The 17,400-nt window shown below is 69.6% G+C and carries 15 protein-coding genes; 8 read left to right on the forward strand and 7 right to left on the reverse strand.

The features are described from left to right. Positions 1–18: 18 nt before the first annotated feature. Positions 19–1,542 (reverse strand): UxaA family hydrolase, encoded by a 1,524-nt coding sequence (locus J8J14_RS21285; protein WP_209381570.1) that lies wholly within the window; start codon positions 1,540–1,542, stop codon positions 19–21. Positions 1,543–1,709: 167 nt separating this feature from the next. Between J8J14_RS21285 and J8J14_RS21290 the strand changes: the two genes are divergently transcribed. From J8J14_RS21290 to J8J14_RS21310, 5 genes are all read left to right on the forward strand, one after another. Further along, the gene (locus tag J8J14_RS21290; protein ID WP_209381571.1) at positions 1,710–2,606 is read left to right on the forward strand and encodes a LysR family transcriptional regulator; all 897 of its coding nucleotides are present in this window, start codon (positions 1,710–1,712) and stop codon (positions 2,604–2,606) included. Positions 2,607–2,827: 221 nt separating this feature from the next. Then, positions 2,828–3,811 carry a hopanoid-associated sugar epimerase gene (gene hpnA, locus J8J14_RS21295; RefSeq protein WP_209381572.1) on the forward strand — a complete coding sequence of 328 codons (984 nt, stop codon included), beginning with the start codon at positions 2,828–2,830 and terminating at the stop codon, positions 3,809–3,811. Then, positions 3,808–4,959: a glycosyltransferase gene (locus tag J8J14_RS21300; RefSeq protein WP_209381573.1), complete on the forward strand. Its 1,152-nt coding sequence runs from the start codon at positions 3,808–3,810 to the stop codon at positions 4,957–4,959. Before hpnA ends, J8J14_RS21300 begins: the two co-directional genes overlap by 4 nt. Further along, on the forward strand, positions 4,956–6,926 hold the full coding sequence (gene shc / locus J8J14_RS21305) for a squalene--hopene cyclase (RefSeq protein WP_209381574.1): 1,971 nt from the start codon (positions 4,956–4,958) through the stop codon (positions 6,924–6,926). The genes J8J14_RS21300 and shc overlap by 4 nt, the downstream gene beginning before the upstream one ends. Further along, positions 6,923–7,597, forward strand: a complete 675-nt coding sequence (locus J8J14_RS21310; RefSeq protein ID WP_342452507.1) for a phosphorylase family protein — start codon at positions 6,923–6,925, stop codon at positions 7,595–7,597. The genes shc and J8J14_RS21310 overlap by 4 nt, the downstream gene beginning before the upstream one ends. Here the strand turns inward: J8J14_RS21310 and hpnH are convergent. Both hpnH and ispH read right to left on the reverse strand, forming a co-directional pair. Further along, a complete protein-coding gene (gene hpnH, locus J8J14_RS21315; RefSeq protein WP_209381575.1) occupies positions 7,529–8,722 on the reverse strand; it encodes an adenosyl-hopene transferase HpnH in 1,194 nt (397 codons plus the stop codon). The genes J8J14_RS21310 and hpnH overlap by 69 nt on opposite strands. A gap of 14 nt (positions 8,723–8,736) precedes the next feature. Next, positions 8,737–9,693: a 4-hydroxy-3-methylbut-2-enyl diphosphate reductase gene (ispH, locus tag J8J14_RS21320; RefSeq protein WP_209381576.1), complete on the reverse strand. Its 957-nt coding sequence runs from the start codon at positions 9,691–9,693 to the stop codon at positions 8,737–8,739. 193 nt (positions 9,694–9,886) lie between these two features. Between ispH and J8J14_RS21325 the strand changes: the two genes are divergently transcribed. Together J8J14_RS21325 and J8J14_RS21330 are read left to right on the forward strand one after the other, a co-directional pair. Continuing rightward, on the forward strand, positions 9,887–10,825 hold the full coding sequence (locus J8J14_RS21325) for a ferritin-like domain-containing protein (protein WP_209381577.1): 939 nt from the start codon (positions 9,887–9,889) through the stop codon (positions 10,823–10,825). Then, entirely contained in the window at positions 10,822–11,418 is a 597-nt protein-coding gene (locus tag J8J14_RS21330; protein WP_209381578.1) for a CDP-alcohol phosphatidyltransferase family protein, read from the forward strand. The genes J8J14_RS21325 and J8J14_RS21330 overlap by 4 nt, the downstream gene beginning before the upstream one ends. A gap of 80 nt (positions 11,419–11,498) precedes the next feature. On the opposite strand, the gene J8J14_RS21335 is transcribed toward J8J14_RS21330, so the two are convergent. Genes J8J14_RS21335 through aepX form a run of 4 tightly spaced genes read right to left on the reverse strand, consistent with a single transcriptional unit; the run spans position 11,499 to position 16,400 of the window. Further along, entirely contained in the window at positions 11,499–12,599 is a 1,101-nt protein-coding gene (locus J8J14_RS21335; RefSeq protein WP_209381579.1) for a 2-aminoethylphosphonate--pyruvate transaminase, read from the reverse strand. Next, positions 12,599–13,594 carry a lysylphosphatidylglycerol synthase domain-containing protein gene (locus tag J8J14_RS21340; protein WP_209381580.1) on the reverse strand — a complete coding sequence of 332 codons (996 nt, stop codon included), beginning with the start codon at positions 13,592–13,594 and terminating at the stop codon, positions 12,599–12,601. Before J8J14_RS21340 ends, J8J14_RS21335 begins: the two co-directional genes overlap by 1 nt. Then, a complete protein-coding gene (aepY, locus tag J8J14_RS21345) occupies positions 13,591–14,751 on the reverse strand; it encodes a phosphonopyruvate decarboxylase (RefSeq protein ID WP_209381581.1) in 1,161 nt (386 codons plus the stop codon). Before aepY ends, J8J14_RS21340 begins: the two co-directional genes overlap by 4 nt. Next, on the reverse strand, positions 14,748–16,400 hold the full coding sequence (gene aepX, locus J8J14_RS21350) for a phosphoenolpyruvate mutase (protein ID WP_245216045.1): 1,653 nt from the start codon (positions 16,398–16,400) through the stop codon (positions 14,748–14,750). Before aepX ends, aepY begins: the two co-directional genes overlap by 4 nt. Positions 16,401–16,531: 131 nt before the next feature. Between aepX and J8J14_RS21355 the strand changes: the two genes are divergently transcribed. After that, positions 16,532–17,278: a phosphocholine cytidylyltransferase family protein gene (locus J8J14_RS21355; protein ID WP_209381582.1), complete on the forward strand. Its 747-nt coding sequence runs from the start codon at positions 16,532–16,534 to the stop codon at positions 17,276–17,278. Positions 17,279–17,400 lie beyond the last annotated feature (122 nt).

Here is a 17,400-nt window from a genome sequence, read left to right on the forward strand (position 1 = left end):
TGCTCTCTCCCCTCCCGCTCAGGCGAAGACGCCGATAGGCCAGGGAACGAACTCGCTCTCCCCCGCGCCCTCGATCTCGCCCTTGGTCTTCTCGCCGGATGCGTGGCGCAGCAGCGCGTCGAAGATGCGCCGTCCCATTTCCTCGACGCTCGCAGTGCCATCCAGCACCGGGCCGCAATCGAGGTCGATGTCATCCGCCATGCGCCGGTAGGTCTCACTATTGGAGGCGATCTTCAGCGTCGGCGCCGGCAGGGAGCCGAAGGGCGTGCCCCGGCCCGTGGTCATGGCGATCATCGTCGCGCCGCCCGCGATCTGGCCGGTAACGGAGACCGGGTCGTAATCCGGCGTATCCATGAAGACCAGGCCTGGACCGGTGACGCGCTCCCCATAGCGGAACACGCCGGAGATCGGCGCGGTCCCGGCCTTCAGGGCACCGTCCAGCGATTTCTCCAGCACGCTGGCCAGCCCCGCCGCGGCATGGCCGCGATCCAGCACGCCGTTCAGCTGCGTGTCCTTGCCCCGGTTGTAGTCCCGCCACCAGTCCAGCCGGGCGCGCAGCGCCTCGGCCAGGGCCGGCGTGCCGGTGCGGGCGAGGAAGGCTTCCTCCATCATCAGCACCTCCGGCGTTTCCGACAGGATGGCGGTGCCGCCCGCGCGGACCAGCAGGTCCACCGCCACGCCCAGGGCGGGATTGGCCGAGAGCCCGGTGAAGCCGTCCGGCGCGCCGCACTGCAGGCCCAAAACGAGATGCGATGCCGGAACCTCCTGCCGCCGCGCCGCATCGGCGGCGGGCAGCATGGATTCCACCATGCCCTTCGCGGCCTCCACCGCCTTCCTCACGCCGCCGATATCCTGCAGCACCACGGTGTGCAGGCGGTCGCCCACCGCCAGCTTCTCCTGCTCCAGGAAGACCTTGAGGTTGTTGCGCTCGCAGCCCAGCGCGACCACCACGGCGCCCGCGGTGTTGGGGTTGCGGATGAAGCCGGAGATGGTGCGGCGGAGCAGGTCCATTGGCTCGCCGGTCATCTCCATGCCGCAGCCGATCTCATGGATATAGGGCACGACGCCATCGACATTCGGGAAGCGGGCGAGCCTTTCCTCGTCGAACCAGTCGGCGGCCTGGCGGGCGGCAGTGGCGCCGCAATTCCCCACCACGAAGACACCGATGATGTTGCGCGTGCCCACGCGCCCATCCTCCCGCACGAAGCCGCGGAAGGTGGCGCCTTCCGGCGCACCGGCTGTAGAGGGGGCCGTGGAGGGGACCGGAAGGGGCCGCAGGCCGCCGGGCAACGGGCGGGCGGGCAGCAGGTCGGTGGCGCGCAGGCGCTGGCCGGCGGCGATGGCGGCCGCGGCGATGCCGATGGGCAGCCCGCCGCGTAGCACCTCCTCCCCCGCCGCGATGGAGCGTGTGGCCAGCTTATGGCCGGCCGGCACCTCCTCGGCGGCGGTCACGCCCTCGGTGGGCAACCTCTCCCCGGCGGCCAGGGTGCGGCGGGCGACGACGAGGTTGTCGCGCGGATCCAGGCGGAGGACGGGGCTCATCGGGCGGCCTCCACGGCAGAACCGGGCGATGCGGCGCGGAACACGGGCTTGAGCACGGAACATTCCTCCCAGCGGCCCCTTCGGGCCTTTCCCTTTCAGGCTAGGCGAGGCCACGATGCAGGTCCAACATCAAGGTGGCATTTTAACGATACAAAAGCTGGATCGCCGTGCTGGACCTCGCCCATCTCCGCTCCTTCGCCGCCCTGGCGGAGGAACTGCATTTCGGCCGCGCGGCACGGCGGCTGAACATGACCCAGCCCCCGCTCAGCCGGCAGATCCGGTTGCTGGAGGCGGAGCTCGGGGTCCGGCTTTTCGACCGGACCAGCCATTCCGTGGCGCTCACCCCGGCGGGCCACGCCTTTCTGCCGGAAGCACGCGCATTGCTGGGCGCCAGCGAGCAGGCCGTGCAGACCGCCCGCCGTGCGGCCCGGGCCACCGGCGGCGGTACCCTGACCGTCGGCTTCCTCGGTGCCTCCACCTATTGCTTCCTGCCGCGCCTGATCAGCCGCGCCAGGGCCGAGCTGCCGGAGACGGCGCTGGTGCTGAAGGAGATGCCGGGCGTGGCGCAGATCGAGGCGCTTGAGCTTGGCCGGATCGATATCGGCCTGGTCCGCCCGGTGCCGGAGCCTTTCGACGGCACCTCCTCCTGCGTGATGCGGGAGGGGCTCGCCCTGGCCCTGCCGCAGGGGCACAAGCTCGCCAGCCGGCGGCGCCCCAGCCTGCAGGAACTGGATGGCGAGCCCTTCATCATGTTCTCGCAGGATGGACCCTACATGCAGTCCCTCCTGTCCGATGCCTTCCGCGCGGCGGGGGTGCGGCCGCGCGTGGTGCAGGCCGTTTCGCAGTCGCAGACCATCCTGTCCCTCGTCAGCACCGGCATGGGCGTGGCCATCGTGCCGGAGGAGGTGCGCCATGCCTGCTTCGACAGCGTGGTCCTGCGCCCCATCGCCATGACCCCGGGGCTGGTTGTGGAGCTTCACGCGGTGTGGCGGCCCGAGAACCGCAACCCCGCCCTGGGGCCGTTCCGGGAGCTTCTGCACCGCGTCATGCCAGCCCGGCCATGAAGGCCATAAGGTTCCGCCGCGCGGCCGGCACGGGGCCGTGCAAATTGCGGAAAGCGGGGTACCTGGCCTAGTGTCGGGCTGCCCCGGCGGGCGTCCTGGCCGGGACCGGATGCTCACAGGAATGGGAGTGGGACATTCTCCAGGCTGGCTCGACGACCACCCCTCCCGACCCCGCCGAAGCCGGCTCGGCGGCCCTCACGCCGCTCCGTCCGGGTGACCTCGTGCTGGTCACGGGCGCGTCCGGCTTTCTCGGTTCGGCCGTGGCGCGCTGCCTGCTGTCCCGCGGCCTGCGCGTGCGCGCCCTGGTCCGCCCCAGCAGCCCGCGCGGCAATCTGGAAGGGCTGGGCTGCGAGGCGGTGCAAGGCGACCTGACCGATGTGCAATCCCTGCGCGGCGCCCTTCTCGGCGTGCGGCAGCTTTTCCATGTGGCGGCGGATTACCGGCTCTGGGCGCCGGATCCGGCCGTGCTGCTGCGGGTGAACGTGGACGGCACGCGCGCCCTGATGCGCGCGGCGCTGGATGCGGGGGTGGAACGCATCGTCTATACCAGCAGCGTCGCCGCACTGAAGGTGGCGGGCGCCACCGCGCCGGTGGACGAAACGGCGCCGCTGCACCCGGACGAGGCGATCGGCACCTACAAGCGCAGCAAGACCATGGCCGAGCGCGTGGTGGAGGAGATGGTGGCGCGGGACGGGCTGCCCGCCGTGATCGTGAACCCCTCCACCCCTATCGGCCCGCGCGACATCCGCCCCACGCCCACGGGCCGCATCATCCTGGATGCGGCGCGCGGGAAGATCCCGGCCTTCGTCGATACCGGGCTGAACTTCGCCCATGTGGACGACATCGCCGATGGCCACATGCTCGCCTTCGAGCGGGGCCGCATCGGCGAGCGCTACATCCTGGGCGGCGAGAACGTGTTCCTGCAGCAGTTCCTGGCGGAGGTCGCGCGCCTCACCGGCCGCAGGGCGCCCACCGTGAAGCTGCCCCGCGCGCCCCTCTACCCGCTCGCCCTGGGCGCCGAGGCGGTGGCGAAGCTGACAGGGAAGGAACCCTTGCTGACGGTAGATGCGCTGCGCATGTCGCGCTACCGCATGTTCTTCACCTCCGCGAAGGCGGAGCGGGAGTTGGGCTATCGCGCGCGCCCCTGGCAGGAAGGCGTGGCCGATGCGCTGAACTGGTTCCGTGGCGCGGGCTATCTGGCATGAGCGTCGCCCTGATCCCCGGCCTGCTCGCTGCCGCGATCTGGCTGGTCCTGCTGCTGTTCCGCGGCGGCTTCTGGCTGGCCCGGGACCGCGATGACCGCGACACCCCGCCCCATCCCGCGCAATGGCCTGCCGTCGTGGCCGTGGTCCCCGCGCGGAACGAGGCCGATGTCATCGCCGCCTCCATCGGCAGCCTCATGCGCCAGGACTATCCCGGCCCCTTCCGCGTGGTGCTGGTGGATGACGGCAGCACCGACCGCACCGCGGAGGTGGCGCGCAACGCGGGTGGCACGGCACCGCTGGAGATCCTGACCGGCGCGCCCCTGCCCCAGGGCTGGACGGGCAAGCTCTGGGCGCTGGAACAGGGCGTGCGCCACGCGGCGGCATCGGGCCAGCCGCCCGCCTATGTTCTGCTGACCGATGCCGATATCGGGCATGAGCCCGGCAACCTGCGCGCCCTGGTGGCACGGGCCGAGGCGGGCCGCTACGCGCTGGTCACGCTGATGGCCGAGCTCTCCTGCGCCACGCGGGCCGAGCGTTTCCTCATCCCCGCCTTCGTCTTCTTCTTCCAGATGCTCTATCCTTTCGCCTGGGTGAGCGATCCACGCCGCCGCACCGCCGCCGGCGCAGGCGGTTGCATGCTGGTGCGACGCGAGGCGCTGGAGCGCGCGGGCGGCATCGCCGCCATCCGCACCGCCATCATCGATGACTGCGCCCTGGCGCGCCGCCTGAAGGCCCAGGGGCCGATCTGGCTTGGCCTGACGCATCGCGCCAGGAGCCTGCGCCCCTATGGCGATGTGGCGGAGATCGGGCGGATGGTCTCGCGCTCGGCCTATGCGCAACTCAACTACTCGCCGCTGCTGCTGGCGGGCACGGTGCTTGGCATGGTGCTCACCTATCTCGTGCCCCCTGCCCTCGCGATCCTCGGCACGGGCTGGGCGCAGGCGGCGGGCATGGCTGCCTGGGCGATGATGGCGCTTGCCTTCCAGCCCATGCTGCGCTTCTACCGCGCCTCGCCGCTCTGGGGCGTGGCGCTGCCGGCGATCGGCGCCGCCTATACTTGGTTCACGGTGCAGTCCGCGCTGCAGGTCTGGCGCGGCAAGGGTGGAATGTGGAAGGGCCGCGCGCAAGCCATGGCAGGTGGCGCATGAAGGACGTTCCCGGGGAGCTTCTCTCGGACGACACGACCGGGCTGGAGGACATCGAGGCCGGGGTATCCCGCGCCGCCGAGGCGCTGCGCCGGCAGCAGCGCGAGGACGGCCATTGGGTGTTCGAGCTGGAGGCGGATGCGACCATCCCCGCCGAATACATCCTGCTGCGCCAGCACCTGGCCGAGCCGGACGCGCCGGAGCTGGAAACGAAGCTCGGCAACTATCTTCGCCGCATCCAGGGCGAGCATGGCGGCTGGCCGCTCTTCCATGGCGGCGCCTTCGACATCAGCGCCTCGGTGAAAGCCTATTTCGCGCTGAAGATGATCGGCGACAGCCCGGATGCGCCGCATATGCAGCGCGCCCGCGCGGCGATCCTGGCGCATGGCGGCGCGGCGCGCGCCAATGTCTTCACGCGCATCCTTCTCGCGCTTTATGGCGAGCTGTCCTGGCGGCATGTCCCGACCATCCCGGTGGAGATGATCCTGCTGCCGCGCTGGTTCCCCGTGCATATCGGCCGCATGTCCTACTGGGCGCGCACCGTGCTCGTGCCGCTGCTGGTCTTGCAGGCGATGCGCGTGCGGGCGCGCAACCCGCGCGGCGTGCGGATCCAGGAGTTGTTCCTGCGCGGCCGCGTGCCGGCGCGCCGCGCGCGCACGCATCAGCATCCGGGCTGGGCGCTGTTCTTCAACGGCATCGATGGCGGCCTGAAGGTCGCGGAGCCGCTCTGGCCGCGCAAGCTGCGCCGCCAGGCCATCGAGCGCTGCGTGGCCTTCGTGACCGAGCGCCTGAATGGCGAGGACGGGCTGGGCGCCATCTACCCCGCCATGGCCAATGCCGTGATGATGTATGATGCGCTGGGCTATCCGGAGGACCATCCGGACCGCGCGATCGCCCGCCGGTCGATCGAGAAGCTTCTCGTCATCCGCGAGGACGAGGCCTATTGCCAGCCCTGCGTCTCTCCCGTCTGGGACACGGCGCTGACCGCCCATGCGATGATGGAGGTGGGCGGGGAGGTGGCGGAGAGCACCGTGCCCCGCGCCCTGGACTGGCTGAAGCCCCTGCAGGAGCTGGAGGTGCGCGGCGACTGGGCCGAGCAGCGCCCGCATGTGCGCCCGGGCGGATGGGCCTTCCAGTACCGCAACGCGCACTACCCCGACCTGGACGACACGGCCGTGGTGGTGATGGCGATGGACCGGGCCCGCACGCAGTTCGGCCTGGGCCGGGCCTATGACGAGGCCGTCGCGCGCGGCGCCGAATGGACGACGGGGCTGCAGAGCAGCAATGGCGGCTGGGGCGCCTTCGATGTCGACAACACGCATTACTACCTGAACAACATCCCCTTCGCCGATCACGGCGCGCTGCTCGACCCGCCCACTTCGGATGTCAGCGCACGCTGCGTCGGCATGCTGGCCCAGCTCGGCGAGACGCCCGAGACCAGCCCGCGCATGCGCGCCGCCCTTTCCTATCTGGAGCGCGAGCAGGAGGCCGATGGCAGCTGGTTCGGCCGCTGGGGCGTGAACTACATCTACGGCACCTGGTCCGCGCTGCTGGCGCTGAACGCCGCAGGGCTGGATGGCACGGCGCCCAGCATGCGGCGCGGCGCCGACTGGCTGCTCTCCATCCAGAACCCTGATGGCGGCTGGGGCGAGGATTGCGAGAGCTACAGCCTGGATTATCGCGGCTACGAGCCCGCCCCCTCCACCGCATCCCAGACCGCATGGGCGCTGCTCGGCCTCATGGCGGCGGGCGAGGTGGACCATCCGGGCGTGGCGCGCGGCATCGAATACCTGCGCCGCACCCAGGACGAGACAGGGCTGTGGCAGCAGGACGCCTATACCGGCGGCGGCTTCCCGCGGGTCTTCTATCTCCGCTACCACGGTTATCCGAAGTTCTTCCCGCTCTGGGCGATGGCGCGCTATCGCAACCTCAGGCGCGGCAATGCGCGGCGGCCGGCGCACGGGATGTGACGCCCGGCGCGGCGTCCGCGCCGATCGTCGCGGCCACGGGGCTGCAACGGGAAGCGCGCATCCTCGCCGGCCCCGGCGTGGCGGTGGTTGCCGGTGGTGGCGATCATGCCCGGCTTGAAGCGGAGCTGGAGCGGCTGGCAGCGGGAGCGCGGGGCATCATCAGCATTGGCATCGCCGGCGCCCTGGCACCTGGCCTGCGGCCGGGGGACTGGATCGTTGCGGATGATGGCGCCGATCCGGATTGGGCGGCCCGCTTGGCCGCGCGGCTGCCCGGAGCGCGGCGTGGGCCGATCCTGGGCGTGGACGCGATGGTGGCGGAAGCAGCCGGAAAGGCGGCGCTTCACCGCGAAACCGGCGCCCTGGCCGTGGATATGGAAACCCATGTGGCGGCGCGCGTGGCGCGGCGCCACAGCCTTCCTTTCGCCGCTGCCCGCGCCATTTCCGATGGGGCGGACCGCACCCTTCCGCCCGCTGCCCGGGTGGGGATGCGGCCGGATGGAGGCATGGACCTGCCCGCCGTGCTGCGGGCCCTGGCGCGCGATCCCCGCCAGCTTCCAGCCCTGATCCGGACGGGGATCGAGGCGGAGCGGGGCTTTCGCGCCCTACTCCGCGGCCACCGTCGGCTGGGGCCCGCCCTTGCCGGCCCCGTGGTTGATCTCGATCCGGCGTGACGCCTTCGGGTTGGCGGCGCGGATCTCGGCCAGCTTCTTCTCCACATGGCCGGAGAAGACGTACTGGGCCGGGCGCTGGTTCTCCAGCGGGATGTCCTTCGCCATCGGGCCCGTGGTGCGGATGCCGCCCAGCGTCACGGCCAGCGCCTTGATGGGGTTGGTCACCATGTGCTTCACGGCCGAGGCCTCGAAGCCGGAATGGACCATGCAGTCGGCGCATTTCTCGTAGTTGCCGACGCCGTACTGCTCCCAGGCCGTGTCCTCCATCAGCTCCTTGAAGGTCTTCGCATAACCTTCGCCGAGCAGGTAGCAGGGCTTCTGCCAGCCGAAGACCGTGCGCGTCGGGTTGCCCCAGGGCGTGCAGTGATAGGCCTCGTTGCCCGCGAGGAAGTTGAGGAACATGCGGCTCTGCGTGAAGGGCCAGGCCTTTCCGCCGCGCCCGCGCGAAAGGATGCCGCGGAACAGCTCCTTCGTCTTGGTACGGTTCAGGAAGTGCTGCTGGTCCGGCGCGCGCTCATAGGCATAGCCGGGGGAAACCGTGATGCCGTTCAGCCCCAGCGCCGTCATCTCGTCGAAGAAGCGGGCCGTGCGCTCGGGGTCGGCATCGTTGAACAGGGTGCAGTTGATCGAGACCTGGAAGCCCTTGGACTTCGCCAGCCTGATCGCCTCCACCGCCTTCTCATACACGCCGTCCTGGCAGACGGACTTGTCGTGCATCATCTGGTCGCCATCCAGGTGGATGGACCAGGTGAAGGACGGGCTCGGCTTGTAGTCGTCGATCTTCTTCGTCAGCAGCAGCGCGTTGGTGCAGAGGATGACGAACTTCTTGCGCGCAAGATAGCCGCGCACGATCTCCGGCATGTCCTTGTGCAGAAGCGGCTCTCCGCCCGCGATCGAGACGACGGGCGCGCCGCACTCGTCGATCGCCTCCATGCACTGCTCGACCGACAGGCGCTGGTTCAGGATCTCGTTCGGATAGTCGATCTTGCCGCAGCCGGCGCAGGCCAGGTTGCAGCGGAACAGCGGCTCCAGCATCAGGACGAGCGGATAGCGCTTCCGCCCGGAGAGCTGCTGCCTGAGCAGATAGGCCCCGATCCGGGCGGCCTGCAGCACGGGGATTCCCAAGGCTGCGCTCCTCTTTATTCGGCTGGCTGGACGAACGTCGCGGGGGACGAGGTCCGGAGTTCTGCGGGAAGGCGGAACTCGATGTTTTCCTGGATTCCGGTCATGGCCGCAACCTCCACCTCCCCAAGCCGGCGCAGGGCAGCCAGAACGTCCAGGACGAGCTCCTCCGGGGCGGAGGCCCCGGCGGTCAGCCCCACCGTCCCCACCCCGGCAAGCCAGGCCGGGTCCAGTTCGCTGCCATCCGCAATCAGGTGGCTCGGAACGCCCTGTTCAACCCCGATCTCCCTCAGCCGGTTCGAGTTGGAGCTGTTCCGGCTGCCCACCACCAGCAGCAGCTCCACCACGGTGCAGAGTTCCCGCACCGCGACCTGCCTGTTCTGCGTGGCATAGCAGATGTCGGAGACATCCGGCCCCTCGATCCCGGGGAAGCGGGCCCGGAGGGCGGCTATCACCCCCCGTGTGTCGTCCACGCTGAGGGTGGTCTGGGTGATGTAGGCCAGGGGGAGGTCATCCGGCAGATCCAGCCGCGCCACCTCCTCGGCGCTGGAGACGAGATGGACCGGCCCGTCGATCTGGCCCAACGTGCCCTCCACCTCGGGGTGCCCGGCATGGCCGATCAGCACCAGCGCCCGCCCCCGCGCCGCATAGCGCTTGCCCTGGGAATGGACCTTGGCCACCAGCGGACAGGTGGCGTCCAGCACCGGCAACCCGCGTGCCGCCGCCTCGTCCACCACGGACTGGGCGACGCCATGGGCGCTGAAGATGGTCACCGCGCCATCCGGTATCTCGGACAGTTCCTCGACGAAGACCGCGCCCTTGGCCTTCAGCGTCTCGACCACGTGCCGGTTGTGCACGATCTCGTGACGCACATAGACCGGTGCCCCGAATTTTTCGAGCGACCGCTCGACGATGTCGATTGCCCGGACCACCCCGGCGCAGAAACCACGGGGCTGAGCCAGTAGAACCCGCATGCGGACCGTATCCCTCGCACTGGGCCGCCACGACCGGGCGCCGAGTCGAAAGGTTAGGCCGGGGTGCGGCGTTTTCCTATAACCGAAGCGATGCACGGATCCGGAACAACGGATCATCGGGTTGCGCTTTCGCCCGGGCCGGCCATTAATCGCCCCCCTGGCGCGCCCGCCGTTTCATTCCTGAGATCAGTGCATGTCGTCCATCCCCGCCGAGGCCGTCCCGCTCGACAGCCCCAAGGTCGCCGCCGCCGACCACTACGCGCGGAACTGGACCTACCCGAAGCCGGGCCCCATCCGCGTCGGCAGCGACGAGCATGGTGCCATGTTCGCCCGGATGCTGCTGGAGACGCACAACCCCTACAAGCCGCGCGTGCTGGATTGGCCGAAGCTGGACCCCGAGGCACATCGGCGCCTGACCAGCCTGCCCATCTGGGACATCGCGGTGCAGACCGAGGGACGCGCCTCCCTCCGCGTGCTGGACTATGCCGCCACCATCAAGGACCCGTTGATGAACGAGGCGATGGTGATGGATGGGAACGAGGAGGCGCGCCACAAGAAGGTGCTGTCCAACCTCGTAGAAGCCTATGGCGTCGTGCTGGAGCCCGAGCCCGAATACACGGGCTACAAGGACGTGGAATGGGGCTGGATGCGCACGGGCTACAGCGAGTGCATCGACAGCTTCTTCGCCTTCGGCCTGTTCGAGGCCGCGCGCCGCTCCGGATATTTCCCGCCCGACCTCGTGGACACCTTCGAGCCGGTGATCCAGGAGGAGGCGCGCCACATCCTTTTCTTTGCCAACTGGGCCGCCTGGCAGCGGGCACGCCAGCCCTGGTGGCGCAAGCCCTATTTCCTCGGCAAGACCGCCGCCGTCTGGGCCGTCCTGATCTGGGACCGGCTGGTCATGGCCCGCGACCTCGGCGGTTCCTCCAAGCAGACCAATTTCACCGCTTCCTCCGACTCCATCGGCATCAGCATGGATGCCTCGGAGCTGATCGATATCTGCCTGGCCGAGAATGACCGCCGCATGGCCGGTTACGATCCCCGCCTGCTGCGCCCGACCACCGTGCCCTTCTTCATCCGCATCGCGCGCCGCTTCATGCGCAATCCCAGGCCGGCGGCAGCGGCGGCATGAGCGCCAACACCGTCATCCACCGCATCGTTCGCCCAGCCGTGCGGGCGGTGGCGCCCACCGGCATCACGCCAAATGCCATCACCACGGCCCGGCTCGTCACCGGCGTCGCGGCGGCCCTGGCCTTCGCCTGGGATGCCGGCTTCTGGCAGGATGTGGGCGCGGCGATCTTCCTCCTCTCCATGTTGCTCGACCGCGCGGATGGCGAACTGGCGCGTTCCACTGGACAGACCAGCGCTGCAGGCCATCGCTACGATCTGTTCAGCGACTGCTTCTCCAACATCATCGCCTTCATCGGGATCGGCATCGGCCAGATGGTCCATCTCGGCGCCACCGGCCCCATCCTGGGCGTGGTGGCCGGCGTGGCGATCGGCGCGATCTTCTACCTGCTGCATGTCATGCGGATCGGCACGCTGCGCGGCTATGACCTGGCGCCCGGCATCACCATCGACCCGGACGACCTGCTCGCCCTTGTGCCGGTGCTGATCTGGATCGGCGCGACCATCCCCATGCTCTGGGCGGCGGCCATCATCACCCCGGGCGCGGCGATCTATCTCGCACTGGCCGGGACCCGGCACGCGCGGGCTGGTTCCTAGAAGAAGGCCGGCGGGAAGGTACCCTCCCCGGCCTCACCATCTTTCTGTCTGAAGAACGCTGGCTCCCGAGTGGGGCCGGATCACACGGCCTCCAGCCTGGCCAGGGTGCCTTCGATGGCGTGCAGCAGGCGCTCGAAATCCCTACGATCCAGGGCGCCGATGCAGCCGATGCGGAAACTCTCGGCCTTGGTCAGCTTGCCCGGGTAGATCAGGAAGCCGCGATCCGCCAGCGCGTCGTAGAAGTCGCGGAACACGAGCGTTCCATCCGCCGGCATGCGGAAGGTGGCGATGATCGGCGCCTGCACCGCCTCGTCCAGGAACAGATCGAAGCCCAGGCGCCGCATCCCGGCCAGCAGCGTGGCGAAATTCCCCTGGTAGCGCCGGCGGCGCCCCTCGGGACCTCCCTCTGCATCCAGCCGCCGCAGCGCCTCCACCAGCGCGGCCACCACCTGCACCGGCGGGGTGAAGCGCCACTGCCCGTCCTTCTCGAAGCCCTTCCATTGGGCATGCAGGTCGAAGCTGAGCGAGGGGCTGTTCCCCGCCGCCCGCTCCAGTGCCTCGGGCCGGACCAGCGCGAAGCCGAGGCCCGGGACACCCTCCAGGCACTTGTTCGAGGAGGCGAGCACGGCCGTGACGGGCGTCGTGCGAAGGTCGATCTCCAGCGCGCCGAAGCTGCTCATCGCATCCAGCAGGAAGGCCCGTCCCTCACCGGCCACCACGGACGCGATCTCCGGCATCGGGTTCAGGATGCCCGTGGTCGTTTCACAATGGACCAGCGCCACATGGGTGATGGAGGGATCGGCCCGCAGCGCCGCGGCCACGCGGCCCGACTCCACCACCTCGTCCTCGGCCCAGCGGATCGCCTCCACGGCCCTGCCCATGCGCTGCGCGATGGTGACCATCCGCTCGCCATAGGCGCCATTGACCAGCACCAGCAGCTTGTCCCCGGGCCCGACCAGGGTGGCGATAGCGGCTTCCACGATGAAGGTGCCGGAACCCTGCAGCGGCACGGCCACATGGCTCCCCTCCCCGCCCGCGACGGCCAGCAGCCGCTGCCGCAGCTCGGCCGTGAGGGCGATGAAGGCCGGGTCGCGCGATCCCCAGTCCCGCAGCATGGCGCGGCGGGTCTCGATGGCCGTGGTCAGCGGCCCCGGGGTCAGCAGGATCGGGCTGTCGCTCATCAGGCGTTCCTCAGGCGGGAATGGGGCAGCGCGCTGCCATCCGTGGCGACGCTCCAGCGCCAGGCGATCACGCCTGGCACGCCCAGGATGATGTCCCGGATCCGGCGGATCAGTACCAGGGCGATCGCGCGGTCCGGCGGGATGCCGAAGAGCGCGCAGATCAGAACATAGCCCCCTTCCTGCACACCCAGCGCGCCAGGGATGAAGAAGCCGGCACTGCGCACGGCCTGCCCGAGGCTCTCGATCACCAGCGCCTCGGCCAGCCCGGCCTCGATCCCCACGGCCCGCATCGCCGCCCATGTCTCGACCACGCCGATCATCCAGGAAGCGAAGTGCCAGAGCCCGCTGCGCCAGAGTCGCCCGGGCTGGCGGTAGAGCCCCTGCACGGTCTCGTTCAGCCCGGACAGCTCGCCGAGCGATGTCCAGCCGACGCGCGCCGCCAGCTTCGGCAGCATCGCCTCCACCACCTTGAACAAACCCCAGCGCTGGGCGGCGATGAACACGCCGGTCACCCCCGCGCCCAGCGCCGTGCCCAGCACCGCCCAGGCAGTGGTGGAGGAACCCGAGGCATGCGGGATCATCAGCAGCACGGCCAGGCCGAGGAGCGAGAAGACGATCTGCGAGGCCATCTCGGTGCCGAGGTCGATGGCGAGGCTCGCGATCACCCGCACCTTGGCCACGCCGTAGCGTACCAGCACCTGCGCGCGGATCAGCTCCCCCATCGCCTGCACGATGGGCAGCAGCGCGTTGGTGGAAACCCGCACCCAGCGCAGGAAGGCCAGGCCGAAGGGGCCGGGCCGCCGCGGATCCTCGATCAGGGGTCCCCAGCCCAGGCCCGACGCGACGATCTGCGCGATGTTGAGCAGGAGGACAGCCACCATCCACCACCCCGTATCCAGCAGGAGGCGGAGGATCTCGGCCGGGTCATTCGTCGCGATCAGCGCGGCGGCGATGGCCAGCCCCACGATGAGGCTGACCGCGGTGGACCAGATCACGCCGGCGCTGACTCCGTCACCGGCGCGGCCAGGAAATCCCGGAAGCGGCGCGCCACATCGGCCGGCTTCACCGTGGGCCGCCCGAGCTTTGCCATGGAGCCCGGCGCGATCCGCAGATGAATCATCGCCGGCCCGCCATGCGCCAGCGCCGCGCGGAAGGCGGCATCGAACCCATCCAGGCTGTCGGCCGAGGCGGCGTAGCGATAGCCGCAGGCCAGGGCGATGGCCGCAAAATCCACCGAAGCCGAGACCGTGGCCTGCCCGCCCGTGGAGTCATGCACGCCATTGTCCAGCAGCACATGGATGAGATTCCCCGGCGCGTGGGCGCCGATGGTGGCGAAGCTGCCGAGCTTCATCAGCGCCGCGCCATCGCCATCCAGCACCACCACGGGCCGCTGGCTGTTCAGCGCCACCCCCAGCCCCATGCCGCTGGCCCCGCCCATGGAACCGACCTGATAGAGATGCTGCGGCCGGTCCGCGAGGGTGAAGAGTTCCCGCCCGCATTTGCCGGTCGTGGCGATTACCCCGGCGTCGTCGGGCGTGATGGCCAGGAAGCGCTCCAGCACCGCTGCGCGGCTGGGGCGCTCGGCGCCCGTCGTGAAGTCCTCGCGCCTTCCCGGCGCGGGCAGCGGGCGCGGCTTCTGGTCCAGTGCCCGCTCCTCCACATCATCCTTGCGGACGACCATGGCGAAGGGAAGCCCGGTCGCATCCATGCGCTCCACCGCATGGGCCAGGGCCGGGCGCAGCGCCTGCCTGGCCTGGGGGAAAGGCGCCTGCTCCAGCCGCATCAGCGCGATCAGGTCCTGGGTGATCTCCCCCATGATCTCGTGCTGCGGCTCATCCGGGATGCCGGGCTCGCCGCGCCAGGTGGTGAGGAAAAGGGTGGGTATGCGGAAGGGGTGGTTCAGCGAGGTCAGCGGGTTCACCGCGTTCCCCAGGCCGGAATTCTGGCACATCACCACCGTCCGCCGCCCCGCGAGCCAGGCACCGGAGGCGATGGCCACCGCCTCCCCCTCGCTCGCCGCGCCGACATAGGCGAGGGATGGCGTGGAGAGCACGCCATTGATCAGCGGCGTGAGGAAGCTGCAGGGCACGCCCGTGTAGAAGTCGAAGCCGACATGGCCGGCCTCGGCGATGAAATCGTCGGCGGTGATCATGGGAAGTTTCGTGCTTCGGCCAGGTCGGTCAGCGTGTTCACGTTCAGCCAGTGGCCGGTGAAGTACTTCACCCGCACCGGATGCTTCGCCGCGATGCGCGTGAGCAGCAGCGGCACGTCGCCCTTCTCCAGCAGCCCCTCGGCTTCCATAGCGGCGATTTCCTCGCGCAGCCATTCGGCGCCGCGGGCGCTGAAGCGCACCAGCCCCATCCATTCGCCGCACACATCGCCCTGCGGAATGTCCTGCGCCACGCGGCTGAGATGGGCCGGCCGGTCATCCAGGTAATCGCCCGAGAAGCGGCGGTCGGCCATCACGAGGTCACGCTGCCCCGGATGCGGCTGCATGCCCAGCGTATCCACCGCCACCACCACATCGGCGCTGCTGGTCAGCAGGCTGTCCAGGATGTAGCGGCGGAACAGCACGTCGCCATAGGCGATGATCGTCTCGCCCCGGATCGCCTCCTTCGCGCAGGCCAGGGACCATGCCTCGCCTGTCTCCGCGAAACGGTCATTGTCGAGCGTGCGGATGCCCTGCAGCGAGACGGCGTCCTTGCGGTAGCCGCGCACCACCGTCACGTCCCGCACGCCGCTCTCGCGGAGGGTGCCGGCCAGGCGCTGCAGCAGGGACTGGCCGCGGATGTCCAGCATGCATTTCGGCTGGTCGAGCGTCAGCCCGCCCATCTCCCCGCCGGACGCGGCCAGCACGATGGCGGAAGGCGCCGGGCGCGCGGGAAGGTAGCGGCGCTCCGCCTCTTCCAGCTCCGCATTGCCCATGAGCCGGAAGATGTCCTTCACGCTGGCCACGCTGCCCTCCACGCGGACCAGGGATTCATCCTCCTGGATCCGCGCCGCGGTCTCGCGCATCGCCGCCATGGAGGCGCGCAGCAGGTGGTTCGCCCAGATGATGGTGGAGATGCCGGCCTGCCGGTAAAGCTCCGTCGGCGTGGAGTAATACATCGTCGGCACGATCACGACCGGGGCGCGGTTTCCCCAGCGCTCCGCGAAGGTGAAGATCTCGTCCGCGTCCGACTTCTTGGAGTGTATGAGGATCGCGTCGGCTCCTGCCGCGTGATAGGCCTCGGCGCGCCGGAGTGCCTCCTCCATGCTGTGGCCGGAGATCAGCGCCTCGACGCGCGCGACGAGCACAAAGTCGTCGTCGGTCTGGCTGTCCTTGCCGGCCTTGATGCGCCCGCAGAACTCATCGACATCGGCCAGGGGCTGGGCCTCCCCGATGAAGGAATTCGTCTTGGGGAAGAGCTTGTCCTCGATGCAGACGCCGGCGATGCCGCGCTCGCAGAGCTTGCGGACAAAGCGCCGCACATTGTTGAAGTTGCCATGGCCCGTGTCGCCATCCACCAGGATGGGCAGGGTGGTGGCGTCGGACATGTATTCCAGCACGTCCAGCACCTGGGTCCAGGACGCCTCGTTGCTGTCGCGCAGCCCCAGCGCGGCGGACGTGGTCAGGCCCGAGGCCCAGATGCCGCGGAAGCCCGCCTCCTGCACGATCTTGGCGGAAAGCCCGTCATGCGCTTCCATCAGGAAGGATAGCGAGGGCGAGGCGATCTCCCGCCGCAGCGCCGCGAAGCGTGTTTCCCGGGAGGTGGAGTGGGCAGCGCCGGGCCGACTGCCCGACAGGCTCGCATCGCTCAAGTTGCGCCCTCTTGTTTCGGATAGAGCATGAACAGGGCCGGCACGATGCCCGGTCTTGCCACGGCTTCGATAGTAACTTTACTTTCACAGGGCTTGAAGGCCCGTCTAGGACAATCCGCTTGACCGCAGGCATGCAGACCCCATCGGCGATCATCCTGGCGGCGGGGGTTGGCCGGCGGCTCGGGGAAGCGCATGACGGCCCCAAGATCCTGCTGGAATTCGGCGGCCGCACGCTCCTCGCCCGTCATCTGGAGGCGCTGGATCGCCATGGCGTGGGCCGGGTCAGTATCACGATCGGCTACCAGCACGCGCTGATCGAGGCGGAGGTGGCGCGGCTCGGCTGGTCGGAAAGGGTGCGTTTCGTCCACAACCCCGATTTCCGGCAGGGCAGCCTCGTCTCCCTTTCCGTGCAGGGCAACGCGTTGCGCGCCGGCGGCCCGGTGCTGCTGATGGACGGCGATGTCCTTTATGATCCCCGCATGATCGGCGCCCTGCTCGCCGCGCCGGGGGAGAACGTGCTGCTCCTCGACCGCGACATCGAGCCCGGTGACGAGCCCGTGAAGATCTGCTTTCGCGGCGAGACCATCGTGGATTTCCGCAAGAAGCCCGAGCACGCGCATGACCGCCATGGCGAGTCCGTGGGCTTCTTCCGCTTCTCCGCCGCCACCGCCACCGCCCTGGCTGACCGCGCCCGGGCGCTGGTCGCGGCCGGCCGCACCGGGCTGGAATATGAGGAGGCGATCCGCGACCTCATCCTGGCCGAGCCCGCGCGCTTCGCGGCGCGCGACATCACCGATCTTCCCTGGATCGAGATCGATTTCGAGGCCGATGTCGCCCGCGCCCGGAACGAGATCCTTCCCCAGCTGAGTGCTGCCTGATGTCCCCCCCGCCAGTGACGCCGCTGCTCGACCGGGTTCGTGTGCCGTCGGATTTGCGGAATTTCTCACCGGACCAGCTGAAGCAGTTGGCGGATGAGGTTCGGGCCGAGACGGTGCATGCG

Source organism: Pararoseomonas baculiformis (assembly GCF_017813395.1).
Taxonomy (GTDB): Bacteria; Pseudomonadota; Alphaproteobacteria; order Acetobacterales; family Acetobacteraceae; genus Roseomonas; species Roseomonas baculiformis.

Coding starts and splice junctions, on each gene's coding strand:
- J8J14_RS21285 (WP_209381570.1), bottom strand. CDS start 1,542: ATGAGCCCCGTCCTCCGCCTGGATCCGCGCGACAACCTCGTCGTCGCC.
- J8J14_RS21300 (WP_209381573.1), top strand. CDS start 3,808: ATGAGCGTCGCCCTGATCCCCGGCCTGCTCGCTGCCGCGATCTGGCTG.
- shc (WP_209381574.1), top strand. CDS start 4,956: ATGAAGGACGTTCCCGGGGAGCTTCTCTCGGACGACACGACCGGGCTG.
- ispH (WP_209381576.1), bottom strand. CDS start 9,693: ATGCGGGTTCTACTGGCTCAGCCCCGTGGTTTCTGCGCCGGGGTGGTC.
- J8J14_RS21325 (WP_209381577.1), top strand. CDS start 9,887: ATGTCGTCCATCCCCGCCGAGGCCGTCCCGCTCGACAGCCCCAAGGTC.
- J8J14_RS21330 (WP_209381578.1), top strand. CDS start 10,822: ATGAGCGCCAACACCGTCATCCACCGCATCGTTCGCCCAGCCGTGCGG.
- J8J14_RS21335 (WP_209381579.1), bottom strand. CDS start 12,599: ATGAGCGACAGCCCGATCCTGCTGACCCCGGGGCCGCTGACCACGGCC.
- aepY (WP_209381581.1), bottom strand. CDS start 14,751: ATGATCACCGCCGACGATTTCATCGCCGAGGCCGGCCATGTCGGCTTC.
- J8J14_RS21355 (WP_209381582.1), top strand. CDS start 16,532: ATGCAGACCCCATCGGCGATCATCCTGGCGGCGGGGGTTGGCCGGCGG.